This window comes from Cohnella caldifontis (assembly GCF_029360585.1).
GTDB lineage: Bacteria > Bacillota > Bacilli > Paenibacillales > Paenibacillaceae > Cohnella > Cohnella caldifontis.
This window is the reverse complement of record NZ_JAQZSJ010000001.1, coordinates 134,625-151,021: the sequence shown is the minus strand read 5'-3', so window position 1 is coordinate 151,021 and position 16,397 is coordinate 134,625. Positions and strand designations below refer to the sequence as shown.

At 61.2% G+C, this 16,397-nt stretch carries 13 protein-coding genes; 5 read left to right on the top strand and 8 right to left on the bottom strand.

Translation table 11 applies throughout. The features are described 5' to 3' along the window. Nucleotides 1-6 precede the first annotated feature (6 nt). The 3 genes from PTZ19_RS00705 to PTZ19_RS00695 all read right to left on the bottom strand — a co-directional run bounded on the left by PTZ19_RS00705 (nt 7) and on the right by PTZ19_RS00695 (nt 3,934). A complete protein-coding gene (locus PTZ19_RS00705) occupies nt 7-1,254 on the bottom strand; it encodes a glutamate-5-semialdehyde dehydrogenase (RefSeq protein ID WP_276351528.1) in 1,248 nt (415 codons plus the stop codon). After that, nucleotides 1,247-2,374, bottom strand: coding sequence for a glutamate 5-kinase (gene proB / locus PTZ19_RS00700; protein ID WP_276351527.1), 1,128 nt, complete (start codon nt 2,372-2,374; stop codon nt 1,247-1,249). The genes PTZ19_RS00705 and proB overlap by 8 nt, the downstream gene beginning before the upstream one ends. Before the next feature lie 387 nt (nt 2,375-2,761). Further along, nucleotides 2,762-3,934, bottom strand: coding sequence for a pyridoxal phosphate-dependent aminotransferase (locus PTZ19_RS00695; RefSeq protein ID WP_276351526.1), 1,173 nt, complete (start codon nt 3,932-3,934; stop codon nt 2,762-2,764). A gap of 159 nt (nt 3,935-4,093) precedes the next feature. Between PTZ19_RS00695 and PTZ19_RS00690 the strand changes: the two genes are divergently transcribed. Next, entirely contained in the window at nt 4,094-4,891 is a 798-nt protein-coding gene (locus PTZ19_RS00690) for a carbon-nitrogen family hydrolase (protein ID WP_276351525.1), read from the top strand. Between the two features lie 73 nt (nt 4,892-4,964). Here PTZ19_RS00690 and PTZ19_RS00685 read toward each other — a convergent pair whose 3' ends face one another. The 5 genes from PTZ19_RS00685 to PTZ19_RS00665 all read right to left on the bottom strand — a co-directional run bounded on the left by PTZ19_RS00685 (nt 4,965) and on the right by PTZ19_RS00665 (nt 9,421). Then, nucleotides 4,965-5,567 carry a response regulator transcription factor gene (locus PTZ19_RS00685; RefSeq protein WP_276351524.1) on the bottom strand — a complete coding sequence of 201 codons (603 nt, stop codon included), beginning with the start codon at nt 5,565-5,567 and terminating at the stop codon, nt 4,965-4,967. Continuing rightward, a complete protein-coding gene (locus PTZ19_RS00680; protein WP_276351523.1) occupies nt 5,564-6,721 on the bottom strand; it encodes a sensor histidine kinase in 1,158 nt (385 codons plus the stop codon). The genes PTZ19_RS00685 and PTZ19_RS00680 overlap by 4 nt, the downstream gene beginning before the upstream one ends. A 1-nt stretch (nt 6,722) precedes the next feature. Beyond that, nucleotides 6,723-7,475, bottom strand: coding sequence for an ABC transporter permease (locus tag PTZ19_RS00675; RefSeq protein ID WP_276351522.1), 753 nt, complete (start codon nt 7,473-7,475; stop codon nt 6,723-6,725). A gap of 18 nt (nt 7,476-7,493) precedes the next feature. Next, on the bottom strand, nt 7,494-8,390 hold the full coding sequence (locus tag PTZ19_RS00670; RefSeq protein ID WP_276351521.1) for an ABC transporter ATP-binding protein: 897 nt from the start codon (nt 8,388-8,390) through the stop codon (nt 7,494-7,496). A 125-nt stretch (nt 8,391-8,515) separates the two neighbouring features. Further along, nucleotides 8,516-9,421 carry a LysR family transcriptional regulator gene (locus PTZ19_RS00665; protein WP_276351520.1) on the bottom strand — a complete coding sequence of 302 codons (906 nt, stop codon included), beginning with the start codon at nt 9,419-9,421 and terminating at the stop codon, nt 8,516-8,518. Between the two features lie 124 nt (nt 9,422-9,545). Here PTZ19_RS00665 and leuC point away from each other — a divergent pair, with 124 nt between their 5' ends. The 4 genes from leuC (at nt 9,546) to PTZ19_RS00645 (ending at nt 16,317) form a co-directional block, all read left to right on the top strand. Next, nucleotides 9,546-10,967, top strand: a complete 1,422-nt coding sequence (gene leuC, locus PTZ19_RS00660; protein ID WP_276351519.1) for a 3-isopropylmalate dehydratase large subunit — start codon at nt 9,546-9,548, stop codon at nt 10,965-10,967. Nucleotides 10,968-10,986: 19 nt separating this feature from the next. Beyond that, nucleotides 10,987-11,586 (top strand): 3-isopropylmalate dehydratase small subunit, encoded by a 600-nt coding sequence (gene leuD, locus PTZ19_RS00655; protein ID WP_276351518.1) that lies wholly within the window; start codon nt 10,987-10,989, stop codon nt 11,584-11,586. A 185-nt stretch (nt 11,587-11,771) separates the two neighbouring features. After that, nucleotides 11,772-13,562, top strand: coding sequence for an N-acetylmuramoyl-L-alanine amidase family protein (locus PTZ19_RS00650; protein ID WP_276351516.1), 1,791 nt, complete (start codon nt 11,772-11,774; stop codon nt 13,560-13,562). Nucleotides 13,563-13,620: 58 nt separating this feature from the next. Next, nucleotides 13,621-16,317, top strand: coding sequence for an S-layer homology domain-containing protein (locus PTZ19_RS00645; RefSeq protein ID WP_276351514.1), 2,697 nt, complete (start codon nt 13,621-13,623; stop codon nt 16,315-16,317). Nucleotides 16,318-16,397: the final 80 nt, after the last annotated feature.

Sequence of the window (16,397 nt, the reverse complement as noted above, 5' to 3'; positions counted from 1 at the left end):
TACTCCTTATTTGCGGATTTGGCCGTTGCCGGTCACCTGGTACTTGGTGGAAGTCAGCGCCGGAAGCCCCATCGGGCCCCGGACGTGCAGCTTTTGCGTGCTGATGCCGATTTCGGCGCCGAAGCCGAATTCGAAGCCGTCGGTGAAGCGGGTGGACACGTTATGGTAAACGGCGGCGGCGTCCACTTCCTGCAGGAAACGGTCGGCGTTCGCCTGCGTTTCGGTGACGATGCACTCCGAATGCATCGTGCCGAAACGGCGAATGTGGGCCAGCGCCTCGTCCAGGCCATTCACGATTTTAACGTTCAGGATATAGTCGTTGTATTCCGTCGCGTAATCCTGCTCGGTGGCGGGAACGACGTCCGGAACGAGCGAACGGGTGCGTTCGCAGCCCCGGAGCTCGACGCCGGCTTCCCTGAATTTGGCGGCAAGAGCGGGGAGATGCCGCTCGGCGAACGCTTCGTGCACCAGCAGCGTCTCCATCGAGTTGCAGACGGAGGGACGTTGGACTTTGGCGTTGATCGCGATCGCTTCGGCCATTTCCGGCACGGCCGTGTCGTCCACGTACGTGTGGCAGACGCCGGCTCCGGTCTCGATGACCGGCACGGTGGCGTTCTCCACGACGTTGCGGATCAGCGACGCTCCTCCGCGGGGAATGACGACGTCCAGCAGGCCGTTCAATTTCAGCATTTCGTCGACGGAGCTCCGGTTCGGGTCCTCGATCAGCTGCAGCGCCTCCGAAGGAAGGACCGTCGCGGAGAGCGCGTCCCGAAGCACCCCTACGATCGCGCGGTTGGAGGAGAGGGCGGAGGAGCCCCCGCGCAGCACGACCGCATTGCCCGTCTTGAGGCATAGGGCGGCGGCGTCGACCGTCACGTTAGGGCGCGCTTCGTAGATCATGCCGACGACGCCGAGCGGCACGCGGAATTTTTTTACCAACATGCCGTTCGGGCGGCTGAACGATTCCAGCAGGTCCCCGACCGGGTCGGGCAGCTCGATGATTTGCCGCACGCCTTCGGCGATGCCGGCGATCCGCTCCTCCGTGAGCTTGAGACGGTCCAGCAGGGAGGAGGAGGTACCTTGCTCGCGGCCGCGTTTCAAATCGTCCTCGTTGGCGGCCAATATTTCCGGCGCGCGCGTCACGAGCGCTTCGGCCATCCGGCGCAAAGCTTCGTTTTTCTGCTCCGTCGCGAGTCCGGCGAGAATCGCCGCGGTCTCCTTGGCGGCTCTCGCTTTTTCTTTGACTTCACTCATGGGAACCTGCCTCCTTCATAATCGGGGTCGCGACCCATTCGTCGCGGTGAATGACTTCGGCCCGGGCGGCTTCGACCCGTTTCGCCGCTTCCTCGCTGCCCATCCCGGCCACGGCCGTGATTTGCCAGGCGGCGTAGTTGGACACCCCGCGCCCGAGCGTCCGGCCGTCCGGACCGGCGACTTCCACGACGTCTCCCGGATGGAAGTCGCCTTCCGCCGCGATGACGCCGGCGGGCAGCAGACTTTTGCCTCCGCGAATCAACGCTTGCTCGGCGCCCGCGTCGACGCGGATTTTGCCCTGCGGAACGGACAGGAAACCGATCCAGTGTTTCTTGGCGGATAAGGAGTGGAGGGAGGTCATGAAATAAGTGCCTTTGCCGTCTCCCGCGACCGCCTGCCTAAGATCGCCCGGTTCGGCCACCCGGCCCACGAAGGTCGGGATGCCGCCCTGCATGGCGATTCGGGCCGCTTCGATTTTGGAACGCATGCCTCCTGTGCCGACCGACGATCCCGCTCCGCTCGCGATCCGGTACAGGTCTTCGGAAATGACGTCGACGCGGCCGATTTTCGAAGCGCCGGGGGACTTCCGCGGATCCGCGGTGTATAAGCCGTCCATGTCGGTCAGGATGTAGAGCCCGTCGGCCTTGACCAAGTTGGCGACCAGCGCCGAGAGCGTGTCGTTCTCCCCGAATTTGAGCTCATCCACCGCGACCGTGTCATTCTCGTTGAAAATCGGGAGGACGCGCTGCTTCAGCAGCTCTTCCACGGTCCGCTGGGCGTTCTGGGCGCGGTCGCGGTGCCCGAAATCCGGCCGGGTGAGCAGGAGCTGCGCGACCGGGATTCCGTGCCGGACGAACGCCTCCTGGTAGGCTTGCATGAGCAGCGCCTGTCCGACGGCCGCGGCGGCTTGCTTCTCGTGCACCAGCTTCGGCCGGGACGCGTAGCCGATCTGCCGGAATCCGGCGGCGACGGCGCCCGACGTGACGAGCAGCACTTCATGGCCCGCGGCGTACAGGGACGCCAGCTCATCCGCCATGAAATCCACTTTGCCCCGGTTCAACCCGCCTTCCTCGGCCGTCAGCGAACTGCTTCCGATTTTCACCACGATTCGTTGGCCCATCGTTCCTTACTTCCTTTCCGTCCTTCAATTCGATGTCGTAATTCCGATAGGGATGAGGCAAACGGAGCGCAAAACGCAAAAAAAGCTCCCGTCCGCAAAGGACGGAAGCTTGGCTTCCGCGGTACCACCTTTGTTGACGGCGGGCATAAAGCGCCATGCGGCCGTCCTCTTCAGGTCCTGATAACAGCAGGCACTGTCCGGCTTGTCGCCGGCCGCTCGGGGATGGGGGAGGCGGGGATCACGGTAAATTTTCACAGCCCACGAAATTTACTCTCTGAACATGTCCGATTCCGCTGTTTGGTTCCCGTCAACGCGTTTTTATCAGAATACCACGCCCCGCCGGCCTTGTAAAGAAATCCAGGGGCCGTAAGTTCGGCGCCGCTTCGCTTAAAAAAGGCCGAGCCGTCCGATGCGTTCCGCCGCTTCTTCCAACCGCGCTTCAGGCGCGAGCAGGCCGAGCCGAACGTAGCCATCGCCGCTCGTTCCGAACCCGCTGCCCGGCGCGACGACGACGTCGGCTTCCTCCAGCAGCTTGTCCGCGAACGCGACGGACGTATAGCCTTTCGGAACGGGCAGCCAGCAGAAGAAGGAGCCTGCCGGCTTAGCGGACGTCCAGCCGATCCGGTCGAGCGCGGCGAACAGAGCATCGCGGCGCTTCTCGTACGCCGCGACGAGTTCCCGCACCGGCTGCTGGGTTCCCGTCAGCGCCGCGGCGGCCGCTTCCTGAATGCCGCCGAACAAGCTGCAGTAATAATGATCTTGGATGAGGTTGAGCATTTCGACGATTTCGGCGTTGCCGAGCGCGAACCCGACGCGCCAGCCGGCCATGTTGTAGCTCTTGGACAGCGTGTAGAATTCGACGCCGACTTCTTTGGCGCCGGGCGTCTCCAAGAAGCTCACCGGGCGTTTGCCGTCGAACCCGATCGCCCCGTACGCGAAGTCGCTGGCCACGGCGATGCCGTGTTTCCGGGCGAACGCCACGGTTTCTTCATAGAACGCCGGCGTCGCGGCCGCTCCGGTCGGGTTGTTCGGATAGTTAAGGAACATCAGCTTGGCCCGGCTTAGGAGACCGGGATCGATCGCGCCGTAATCGGGAAGGAAAGCGCGGTTCTCCAACAGCGGCATGAAAGCCATCTCCGCTTCGGCCAGCGCGACCCCCGACCAGTAGTCCGGATAACCGGGATCCGGCACGAGGCAGACGTCGCCCGGGTTCAGCAGGCATTGGCTGATTTCCACGAGGCCGGTTTTGCCGCCGAACAGGATGGCGACTTCGCGGGCAGGGTCGAGCTCGACGCCGTAATCTTCCTTGTAGCGCATGGCTACGGCCTCCTTCAAGAACGGAAAACCGCGGAACGGCGGATAGCGGTGGTATTGCGGGTTGACCGCTGCTTTCTGCAGCGTCTCCACGATATGGGGAGGCGTCGGCAGATCGGGATTGCCTTGCCCCAAGTTGATGACGTCGCGCCCCATGGCGGCGCGGGCGTTCGCTTTGGCGACCAGGGAAGCGAAAAATTGCTCGGGCAGCGTCCGCAGTCGGTCTGCCGGTTGAATGAAAGACATGGGTACCCGTCACGCTCCGTCTCACTTCTGATAGGTTTGACTTTAGCACAACCGCAGGGGTTCGGCAACGGATCGGGAGGCGGCGGGCGTATTGCCGAACGGTCCCGGATGGAGTACGATGGGAACAATTCATTTTCGTCGCGAACCGGAGGAACGAACATGAGCGGAACGTTGCGTATTTCGTTGATTCAGATGAACATAGAGGCCGGGAATCCCGAGGTCAATTTCGCCCGCATGGAAGCGCGGCTGAAGGACGCGGTCGTCCGTCAGCCGAAGCCGGATTTGATCGTGCTGCCCGAAATGTGGAACGCGGGCTACGCCCTGGACCGAATCGGCGAGTTGGCCGATCCGGACGGGGAGCGGACGAAGGCGTTTTTCTCGGACTTCTGCCGTGCCCACGGCGTGAACGTGCTGGCGGGATCGATCGCGGAGAAACGGGACGGCGGCGTATATAATACGATCCGCATGTACGGCAGGGACGGCCGGGAGCTGGCGGATTATTCGAAAATCCACTTGTTCCGTTTGATGGACGAGCATTTGCACCTGCAGGCGGGCGACCGGCTGTGCCGCTTCGAGCTCGAAGGCGTGCCGGCCGGGGCGATGATCTGCTACGATATCCGTTTTCCCGAGCTGGCCCGCAAGCTCGCCTTGGACGGCGCGAAGCTGCTCTTCGTGCCGGCGGAGTGGCCGCACCCGCGGCTGCACCATTGGAGAACGCTGCTCCAGGCGAGAGCGATCGAAAACCAAATGTTCGTCGTGGCCTGCAATACGGTCGGAGTGAGCGGAAAATCGAACTTTTTCGGGCACTCGATGGTGATCGATCCCTGGGGCGAAGTGATCGCGGAGGCGGGCGAAGAGGAGACGATCCTTACCGCCGAAATCGATCCGCGGCTGGCCGAAGAAGTCCGCGGGCGCATTCCGGTGTTCGAAGACCGCAGGCCGCATCTATACCAGTAAACGCAAAGCGCCCCGGCCGCCGCAATCGACGAGCCGGGGCGCTATGTTCGTGCAACGCGAGTCAGCCTTCCGCTTAATCCAGCCAGCCGTTCCGCTCCGCGACGGCGATCGCCTCGATGCGGTTTTTCGCCTCCAGCTTCTGGATCGCTTCGGACAAATAATTCCGCACCGTCCCGGCGGACAGGTAGAGCCTCGCGGCGATGTCGCCGGCCGGCAGTCCGTCCCGGGCCAGCTTCAGCACTTCGCGTTCCCGTTCGGTGAGGGGGTTCTCCGCTTCGTAAAGCGTAATCGCCAACTCCGGACTGACAGCCCGGCCGCCTTCGAACACCCGGCGCAGCGAAGCGGACAGCTCGTCGAACGGAGAATCCTTGAGCAGGAATCCCCGAATGCCCGCCCGCATGGCCCGCTGGAAATACCCGGAGCGGGAGAACGTCGTCAAGATGACGACCCGGCACGGGTCGCCGTCCGCTTTCAGCCGTTCGGCTACGTCCAGTCCGGAAAGCTTCGGCATTTCGATGTCCATCACGCACAGGTCGGGACGCAGGTTGCGGATCATTTCCAGCGCCTGCTCGCCGTTCTCGGCCTGACCGACCACCTCGATATCGTCTTCCAGGTCGAGCAGCGCGCTCAGCGCTCCCCGAAGCATGCCCTGGTCTTCCGCCACGATAACCCTCATGCGTGCGATCCCTCCGTTTCTTGCTGTCTCGCGATTTTCGGAACCGTAATCACGACGCGGGTTCCACGGCTGCCGGCCGGGCCGAATTCCATTCGTCCGTCCACCAGCTTCAGCCTTTCCCGCATGCCGTTCAGCCCGTTCTTGCCGGGCGATTCCGCTGCCGAAACCGACGCCGATCCGACTCCGTTGTCCGACACGGTAAGGGTGTAGCGGTCCGGCCCCTCCGCCCAAGCGATCCTGCATACGCCGGCCCGGCTATGCTTCACGACGTTGGTGACCGCTTCCTTCAAGCACATGCCGAGAATGTTGTCGACGAGCGGGGGAGGAGCGTTTCCGTCCCCGAGCGCGCATTCGGTTTCCAGGACGATGCCCGCCGCGGCCAATATCTGCTTGGCGCTCGTGAGCTCGTCCCGGACGGTCGCGGCGTTCATGCCGGTCACCAGCTCCCGAACCTGCTTGAGCGCGGAACGCGACGTGAACTGAATGTCGCGGATTTCCTGGATGGCCCTGTCCGGCTGCTTGACGACCAGCTTTTCGGCCAATTCGCTCTTCAGCGTGATCAAGGACAACGTATGCCCCAAGGTGTCGTGCAGGTCGCGGGAAATCCTTTGGCGCTCTTCGATCTTGGAAAGGCGCGCGATTTCTTCGTTGGCGAGCACCAGCTTATCCCGCAGTTCTTTGGAACGCCGGCCGATCCGTAGCATGACCGGCATGAACAGCATGATGAGCAGCGCCGGCAGCAACTGGATCGCCATGTCGGGATGCGACGGCAGATGATGATGCCAGCCGATGAAGACGAATAAAGCCACCAAGGCCGACGCGCCGGTCAAAGACTGCCATAGCTTCGGAAGCATTCCGATCAGCGGCGACGGGTAAAAGCCCAAGTACAGGAAATTCACGTCATAGCGGTAAGCGAAATAGCCGATAATGACGATCTGGCCCAGCACGAACAGCAGTTTCCCGCGTTGCAGCAAGTAGCTGAGCATATAGATAACCGTGAAAACGGCAACGATGGAGAAGCCGAGAACTTCTTCCTCCCAAGGCTTCGCGAGCAGCGCGCTGATCGGAAACACCATATAGCAAAGCCAGACGAGGGAAAAGGCCAAAGGCGGCCCCTCCCGGGGCCGCTTGCGCAGCAGCTGCGGCAATTTCATCTCAGACCGCTTCCTGTTTCTTCATGATATAAGCCGATATTAGCATAAACACGACCGCATATGCCGCCAGAATGCCGACCCCGGCCCAGTCGATCGCTTCTCCGCCGACCAGGTTCCAGGCGCCTTGGCCGAGACGGTACGTCGGGGTGATTTTGGCGATCGTCTGCATCGCGCCGGACATCGTGCTGGTCGGGAACCAGAGGCCGCCCAGGATCGAGAGGGACATGTAGACGATCAGAGCCAATACCTGCACCGCGTCGGGATTGCGCATCGAGCCGATCAGCGTGCCGAGCGCCATGAATGCGAACCCGCCGATCCAAATCCACAGCCCGCTTTCCAGCCAGACGGAGACCGGCAGATCGATCTGTTTCCCGATCCCGCCGACGACGAAGACGACCAGGATGATCGCCAGGTTGATCACGCCCTGCGCAACGATTTTCGAAAGGACGTACGACCAGGATGGAAGAGGGGTGATGCGGAGCAGCCGGATCCAACCCTGTACGCGCTCTTTGGAGACGCGCTGGGCGAACGAGGTGAGGCTCGCGCCGATGACGCCGTAGACGGTCATTGACATCAAATAATAGGAGGTGAAGTCCACGCTGCCGATTTTCACGTCGCTGCCCACCGTGCTGGAGAAAATGAAGAAGAAAGCGACCGGCATGATGACCGAGAAGAAGACGAACCGCCGGTTCCGGATCGTGCGGAGCAGCTCCGCTTTGCATTGGGCCCACGTGGCCGAGAAAGTCGTATTCATCGTTTCATCCCGCTCCTTTTACGCTTCTTTGGCCGGTTGGACGAGCGCTTGGAACGCTTCTTCCAAACCGCCGCTTTGGATTTCGATGTCGCGCATGTCGATCCGGTTTTCCACCAGGGCGAAAATCAACCGGTCGGTGTCGCCGCTGTACAGCTTCACCCGGCGTCCGCTCCATTCGGTGTCCGTGACGCCCGGCAGTCGCCTGAGCGCGATGTCCGTGACGCCGGCTCCCGCCGTGAACGAGATGATCCGGCCCGTAGTGCCGGCCTTGATCTCGCTCGGCGTGCCGTCGGCGATGACCCGGCCGCGGTCGATGACGACGATCCGGTCGGCGAGTTGGTCCGCTTCCTCGAGATAGTGGGTGGTCAGCACGACCGTTTTGCCCCGGGAAGCCATCGCCCGGATCGTGTCCCAGAACAACTGGCGGCTCGTGACGTCCATGCCGACGGTCGGCTCGTCGAGGAAAATAATGTCCGGGTCGCCGGCCGCCGCCATCGCGAAGCCGAGCCGGCGCTGCTGGCCGCCCGAGAGGGCCGTCGCCATTTTGTCCTTCTCTTTCTCCAACCCGGAAATCAGCAGCAGCTGGTCGAGCGGCAGGGGACGGGAGAAATAGCTGCGGAACAAGTTGATCGTCTCGCCGACTTTCAGATTGTCGATCACGCTGATCTCTTGCAGCATCGCCCCGATCCGGTCCCGGACTTTGGGGCTGCGGGGATCGTCTTCCAGCAGCTTTACCTTTCCGGAACTCGGCTGCTGAAGCCCCAGGATCATGGAAATCGTGGTCGTTTTTCCGGCCCCGTTGGGCCCGAGCAGCGCCAGCACCGTACCGGCCTCTACGGTCAGCGACAAGTCGTCGACGGCTTTTTTTCCTTTAAACGTTTTCGTTACGCGCTCCAATTGAATGGCAGCTTTCAAACCTAACACGCTCCCGTCCGTTCGTTATGGATCAACCTTGCAAAACCATCATAACGTGTCGGAAGGAACTTCCATATTCATGAATGTAATGGATTCGGGATGACAAATGTCATATCTGGCTTGTCTTACTCGCGGCGGAGATTCCGGATCGTGCGGGTGAACGTTTCGATGAACGCTTCGGCCGCGTTGGACAAATAGCGGCCTTTGCGGTAGGCCAGCACCAGCGTCCGCGTGGGGCGTCCTTCCAAAGACAAATAGACGGGCGCGCGTCCGCTCCAATCGCCCCGGACGATCATGCGGGGGACGAAGGAGATGCCCATGCCCGCCGCGACCAGCGCCTGCACCGTCTCGATGTTTCCGCTCTCGAACACGACGCGGGGCTCGAAACCCGCCTTGCCGCACAAGTCATGCGCGATGGCGCGGAAGCCTTGTCCTTTCTTCAATAAAATGAACGGCTCGTCCCGGAGCGAATCCAGGGGGACAAGGCCGCCGCGGCTTGCCGAGGCGATCGGATGGTCGGGCGGCACCGCCAGGCAAATCTCTTCTTCAATGACGGGCTGGTAGGTGAGCGCCGGTTCGTTCAGGGGGAGGGAGAGCAGGCAGACGTCCGTGTTGCCGCTGACGGTCAGCTCCTCCAGGTTGCGGCTCGTCTCCTCGATGAGCACGACTTCGATCTCCGGATAGGCCGCCCGGAACGCGGGCAGGACATCCGGCAGCACGTGGGCGCCCGTCATGGGCACGCTGCCGACGACGACCCGGCCTTTGCGCAGATCGGCGAGGTCTTCCATTTCGCGCCGGAGCTGCTCCGTCATGTCCACGATATGCCGGGCTTTGTTTACGAATACCGATCCCGCGTGCGTCAGCTCCACGGAGTTGGTGCTGCGCTTGAACAGCAGCACGCCCAGCTCCTTCTCCAGCTTGGACAACTGCTGGCTGAGCGAGGGCTGGGCGATGTGCAGTTTCTCGGCCGCGCGGGAGAAGTTGCGTTCGGAGGCGATTTGGATGGCGTAAATCAATTGGCGGAATTCCACGTTTCCACATCCCGTTCATAGTCTGGAACTATTACCCTTATAGATATTATATCTTGGAACAATGAAGGAAGGAATGCTATGATGTTATCAATCGACGAGAATACCGAAATTCGGGGTGAAAACGATGAGTAAACAGACCATGTTCGAGAAAATTTGGAACAACCACGTCATCGTCGCGGAAGAGGGCAAGCCGAGCATTTTGTACATCGACTTGCACCTGGTCCACGAGGTGACCTCGCCGCAGGCGTTCGAAGGCCTGCGTTTGAGCGGCCGCAAAGTCCGCCGTCCGGACCTGACGTTCGCGACGATGGACCACAACGTGCCGACGAAAGACCGCTTCAACATCGCCGATCCGATCTCCAAGCAGCAGGTCGACACGCTGACCAAGAACGCGTTGGAATTCGGCGTCAAGCTGTACGACCTGAACACGATCGACCAAGGCGTCGTGCACGTCATGGGACCGGAGCTGGGCCTGACCCATCCGGGCAAAACGATCGTCTGCGGCGACAGCCACACCTCCACGCACGGCGCGTTCGGCGCGCTGGCTTTCGGCATCGGCACGAGCGAAGTCGAGCACGTGCTGGCTACCCAATGCCTGCAGCAAGCCAAGCCGAAGACGATGGAAGTGCGCTTCGTCGGCAAACGCCCGGCCGGCATCACGGCGAAAGACTTGATCCTCGGCCTGATCGCCAAATACGGCACCGACTTCGCGACAGGCTACGTCGTCGAATATACGGGCGAAGCGATCCGCAGCCTCTCGATGGAAGAGCGCATGACCGTCTGCAACATGTCGATCGAGGCGGGCGCGCGCGCCGGCATGATCGCTCCGGACGAGACGACGTTCAACTATCTCCGCGGACGCGAATACGCGCCGCAAGGCGCCGAGTTCGACCGCGCCGTCGAGCGCTGGAAAGCGCTGCGCACCGATGAGGGCGCCGCATTCGACAAAGTCGTCGAGTTCGACGTCGATACGCTCGTGCCGCAAGTGACCTGGGGAACGAGCCCGGGCATGGGCACCGACATCACGGGTTCCGTTCCCGTGCCGGAACGGCTGCCGACGGAGAACGAGCGCAAAGCGGCCGCGGCCGCCCTGGAATACATGGGCCTCAAGCCGGGCACGCCGATGACGGAAATCCCGATCGACTACGTCTTCATCGGCTCCTGCACGAACGGCCGGATCGAAGACCTGCGCGCGGCGGCGTCCGTCGCGAAGGGCTACAAAGTGAACCCGAACGTCACCGCCATCGTCGTGCCGGGTTCCGGACGCGTGAAGCTGCAAGCCGAGAAGGAAGGGCTCGACAAAATTTTCGTCGAAGCCGGATTCGAATGGCGCGACGCGGGCTGCAGCATGTGCCTCGCGATGAACCCCGACGTGCTTCAGCCGGGCCAGCGCTGCGCTTCGACGTCCAACCGCAACTTCGAAGGACGCCAAGGCCGCGGAGGCCGCACGCACCTCGTCTCGCCGGAGATGGCGGCAGCCGCCGCGATCGCGGGCAAGTTCGTCGACGTGCGCCATTGGGAATTCAAGTCCGAAGTAACGGCTTAAAGCGAAGGAGGACACGAACATGCAACCATTTGTGAAATTGACGGGTCTCGTCGCGCCGGTCGACCGGGTCAACGTGGACACCGACGCCATCATCCCGAAACAATTCCTGAAACGCATCGAGCGGAGCGGCTTCGGCCAATTCCTGTTCTACGAATGGCGCTGGGACGAGAAGGGGAACGAAATCCCGGAGTTCAGCCTGAACCAGCAACGCTACCAAGGCGCGTCCGTGCTGATCTCCCGCGCCAACTTCGGATGCGGCTCCTCCCGCGAGCACGCGCCGTGGGCCATTCTCGACTACGGCTTCCGCTGCGTCATCGCGCCGTCGTTCGCCGACATTTTCTATAACAACTGCTTCAAAAACGGCATTCTGCCGATCAAGCTGAGCGAGGAGCAAGTGGACGATCTGTTCCGCCGCACCGAAGCGAACGAAGGCTACGAGCTGACGGTCGACCTGGAAAACAAAACGGTCACCGACAAACTCGGCCTGTCGATCTCCTTCGACCTTGACGAACATCGCCGCCAGTTCCTGCTCCAAGGTTTGGACGACATCGGCCTGACGCTCAAGCACGAAGACGCGATCGCCGCTTACGAAGCCAAGCGGGCTGCCGCAGGGTATTAATCCGCTTCCGTCAACCGCCGAAGGGCCTTCCGACGCCGAATCGCCAAAATTCGGGTCGAAAGGCCCTTTTTTCCGCTTTTTCGCAACTTTTGCGCTTCCTAGGCGTCTAAAATCACGTGGACAAGCCGGGGAGTCCGCCGCTCCCCGGTACGGCCCGCAACCGATTTTCAGCACCGAGGTGAAGCATGAAGAAGTGGATTTCCTTGTTGTTCGTCACTGCCCTCATGCTGTTCGCGGGAGTCGGATGGACAAGCGCGGCAGCCCAGAAAACCGCGCCGACGCCGGTACAACCGAAGCTGTACTTGAACGGGAAGGAACTCGCTTCCGAAGTTCCGCCCGCTCTGGTTCATGCATCGGTCCTCGTGCCGATCCGGACGGTGGCGGAAAATCTGGGTTACAAGGTAGGATGGGACGGCAAGAAGAAGCAGGTGTCGGTGAAGGAAGGCTCGACGGAGATCTTGATGACGCTGAACGATCCGAAAGCGAAGGTGAACGGCAAAACGGTCCAGATGACCGAACCGCCCGTGCTGCAATCGGAAACGACGCTCATCCCGATCCGTTTCGTCGGAGAGACGTTCGGCCTCCAGATTTTGTGGGACAACGGTTCCAAGTCGGCGTTTCTGTTCACGGACGCCGAGACCAAGCCTGCGGACGGCAGCCAGACAGGCGGCCAAACGGCAGATAACGCCGGAAACGGTACCGGCGGCGGAACGGGTACCGATAAAGGCGCGGATTCGGGAAGCGGCAGCGCAACCGGTTCGACATCCGGCAGCGGGGCGAACGCCGGGAACGGCCAATCGGATGCCGGATCGACTCCGGCAACCGGCAGCGGCTCAGGCGCTTCGTCCGGAAGCGGAACCCAAACGGGTTCGAATCCCTCGGACGGCGGATTAATCGGCGTCGTCGAGCCGGGAGAAGGCGACGACGCGGCAGGCGGAACAGGGAACGCCGCCGGAGCGAACGGATCGGGCACGACGGACACGCCGGGCAATCCCGGCAGCGGGACGGCCGATCCGAACGCGGCAACGGCACCCATCCATCAGTTCCTGTACGAGCCGAACCTGGTCACGGTTACATACGACGGCTCCATCGCTCCCGTGACGAACGTGCTCACCGGACCGGACCGGATCGTGATCGATCTTCCGAACGCGGATTTCGCGGACGATTTCGCCGCCGGATTCTCGAACGGAATCACGCCCGGCTTCATGACCGTCAACGCAGGGCGGCCCGCTCCCGGCACGGTGCCGGAGCTCACGGGCGTGGGGCACGAGGCGCTGGACAAAATCCGCTACTCCCTATTCACGGACAGTCCGAAAACCGTGCGGATCGTCTTGGACCTCAATCAGCCATGGGGCTACGAAGTCGACACGAAGACTTCGCCGAACCATATTTTCATCCGGTTGAAGAAGCCTGAGGCAGAGACGCCCGCCCCCGCCAAATCGGGGTATACGGTCGTATTGGACGCCGGACACGGAGGCAGCGACCCGGGCGCCCGCAGCATCACCGGCAAATGGGAGAAGGATTTTACGCTGGCCGTGGTGAAGAAAGTACAGGCGATCTTGTCGAACGAGCCCAAAATCAATTTGGTGCTAACGAGGGATGCCGACACGTACCCCACGCTGGACGATCGGGTGAACCTCGCCAATAACTTGAAGGCGGACTTGTTCCTCTCCGTTCACGGCAACAGCTTCACGGCGTCGACGAACGGTACGGAAACGTACTACACCCGCGCCGACAGCCTCGCCTTCGCGAAGCTGCTGCACAAAAACGCCGTAGCCGCGACCGGCTTCAAGGATAACGGGGTGCGCACGGCGAATTACAAAGTGACGAGGGCGACCACGATGCCCGCGGTTTTGCTGGAGGTCGGCTATTTGACCCATACGGGGAACGAGAAGCAGTTGTACTCGGCTGCGTTCCAAGATCGCGTAGCGGCCGCCATCGCGGCGTCCATCAAGCAATATTTCAATCTATCCTAAAGCATACCGGCCCTCTCCCAGGGGCCGGCATGTCTGTATCCGGGGAAAGGGGAAGCTTATGGCAGGCAAGACGCATTACAAGCAATGGGTTTCCGCCGTCGCGTTGACGGCGACGATCTGGTCGGGGGCGGCGGGATCGATCCCCATGGCTTCGGCGGCGACGAATCCGTTCAGCGACGTCAAGTCGGGACACTGGGCCGAGAAGCACGTAACCAAGCTGGCTTTGCAGGGAATCATCCTGGGCAGCGAAGGCAAATTCCGCCCCTCCGATACGATCCGGCGCGAAGACGCCGTGATCGTGGCGTTGAAATTCATGGGTCTCGCCGACGAAATCGACACCTCCAGCGCCATTGCGTTCCCGAGCACCTTCCAAGTGGACGATTATGCCAAACCTTACGTGATGGAGGCTTTCCGGAGAAAACTGCTGCTCACCGACGAAGAGTACGCCCTCGCCAACTCCGAGAAACAGTCCTGGGGCAAAGCGGGAGCTTCCCGCGAATGGGTGGCCCGCCTGCTGGTGCGGGCGATCGGCAAGGAAGCGGCCGCCGAGGCCAACGCCGGCAAAAGCACTTCGTTCTCGGACAATGCCAAAATCGATGACGTCTACCGGCCATATGTGTTGACGGCGGTTCAGGAAGGTTTGGTCGCCGGGGTGACCCCGACCACTTTCGAGCCGAAGCAGGCGATCAACCGCGCCTCCATGGCCACCTTGTTCAGCAAAGCGGAATCCAAAGTGAGCGTCGCCTATTCGGGTCAAGTGTCCGGCGTGCTGATGTCCGTCAAAAACAATCAATTGACCTTGCTCCATGACGACGGCAGCCTCCACGTCTACACGCTGACGCCCGAAACGATGTACGCCCGTTACGATTCGGACAAGCCGATCGACGCGTCCGCCCTCAAGCTGTACAGCAAAGCGATCCTGATCCACGATTCGAACGGCGCCATCGGGTACGTCGAGCAGACGGACGACAACGCCTACGTCAAGACCGTGGACGGCACGTTCACCAAATACAGTTCTTCCCGCTCGTCCGTCTATTTGACGGTCGGGGACGCCATTACGGAATACTTCTACGATTCCGCGTCCGAACCGGCCGTTACCGATGCACAAGGCAATACGATCAAGCTGGCCGACATTCCGGCGAACGCGCCGATCACGCTGACGGTGGACACGATCCGCTCGCAGCCGAAAATCATCGCCGTCGCCGTCAAACAAGCGTTGGTGAACAAAACCGGCAAAGGCAACGTCGTTTCCTGGAACGCCTCGACCGGCGAGCTCCAGGTATCCGACCCGTCGACGGGATCGACGGAGACTTGGTCCGTCTCTCCGCAAGCCGCGTTTACGCTTGGCGGCATCCCGGTAAAATCCGACGCCCTGAAAGCGGGCAATTCGATTTCGTACGAAATCAAAGCGGGCGTCGTGACCGGCGTCGCGATCGACAAGCCGCTGACGACATCGGCGAGCGGGACGTTGTTCGACGTAAGCAAGACGAGCAGGACGATCCAGTTCACGGAAAACGGGGAATTGAAAGCGAAGTTTCTGGCGGACACCGTGAAGGTCGTCATCCAAGGCATGGCGAGTCCGGGGATCGACGACCTCCAGAAGGACGACAATATCGCGCTGACGCTGGATTCCAACGACAAAGTGACGCAAATCACGGTCACCAATCGAAGCGTCCAATATTTGACCGGCGCGACGGTCGTCGGCTATTTGGCGGACATCAAGCAATTAACGCTGAAAGACGCCTCCGGCACGCCGCATAATTTCATTTTGGACACCAGCGTCAAGTACGATCAGAACGGGTTCGCCATCGACGCTTCGCAAGCCCTCGCCAAGCTGACGACCGGGAAAAAAATCACGGTTTCCTACAGCGGCGACAAGGCGATCACGATTTTCTTCAACGCGAAGTACGACGGCACCGTGCTGGAGAACAACTTGACCTCGAAGCAATTGACGCTGCGTCTGGACGCAACCAACGTCGTAACGGTACCTTATACGTACCCGTATGTCGAGATCTACGGGGTGAGCACGGCTTCGTTCGCCGACATCAAACCCGGAGACCAAGTATCCGTGATGCTCAACGACAACCAGGACCAGGTTTATTCGATCATGGTGCAGAAGTCCGCGCAGTACCAGATCGTTTCCGTCGACGTGTTCGGCAACAAACTGCAGCTTCAGAAGCCGGACGCCACGACGAGCGAATCCGTCTCGGTTCCGATGAACGCGACGCTGCTCGACGAGAACGGCTCGGCCATCACGCTGTCCCGTTTGGTCGCAGGCAACACGGTTAACGTCACCCTGAGCGGGAAATCGACGCTGACGAAGCTGAAGGTCGTGCCGACGGTATACGGCAAAGTCGTCGCCGTCAACGCGGCCGCTTCCACGGTTGACCTGCTGCTGCCGAACGGATCGACGGTGACCCGGACGATCGAGGCTTCGCCGCTCATCCTGAAAAACTCGACCTCCAACACGTCCTTGTCGGTCCTTCAGCCGAACGATCGGGTGGAAATCCGCAAGGACGAGAGCGACAAGACGATCATCGAAGTGATCCCCGGCCTGCAGCGGGAATTCTGGCAATCTACCGGCTCCACGTTCAAAGTCAAAGTGACCAACGTGAACGAGAACAACGTGTACAATTTCAGCACGTCGACCTACATCCACCAAGGAACGACGCCGCTTGCCATCACCCAGCTGGCGAACGGGGACAAAATCACGATTTACGTATGGAAGAATCAAGTCATGGAAATCGAAAAATAAGCCGGAATTCCGAGACAGGCCGCCCCGGGGCGGCCTGTTTTCGTTGGATTCGGATATTGCCGGAATCCGCAAGATTCGAT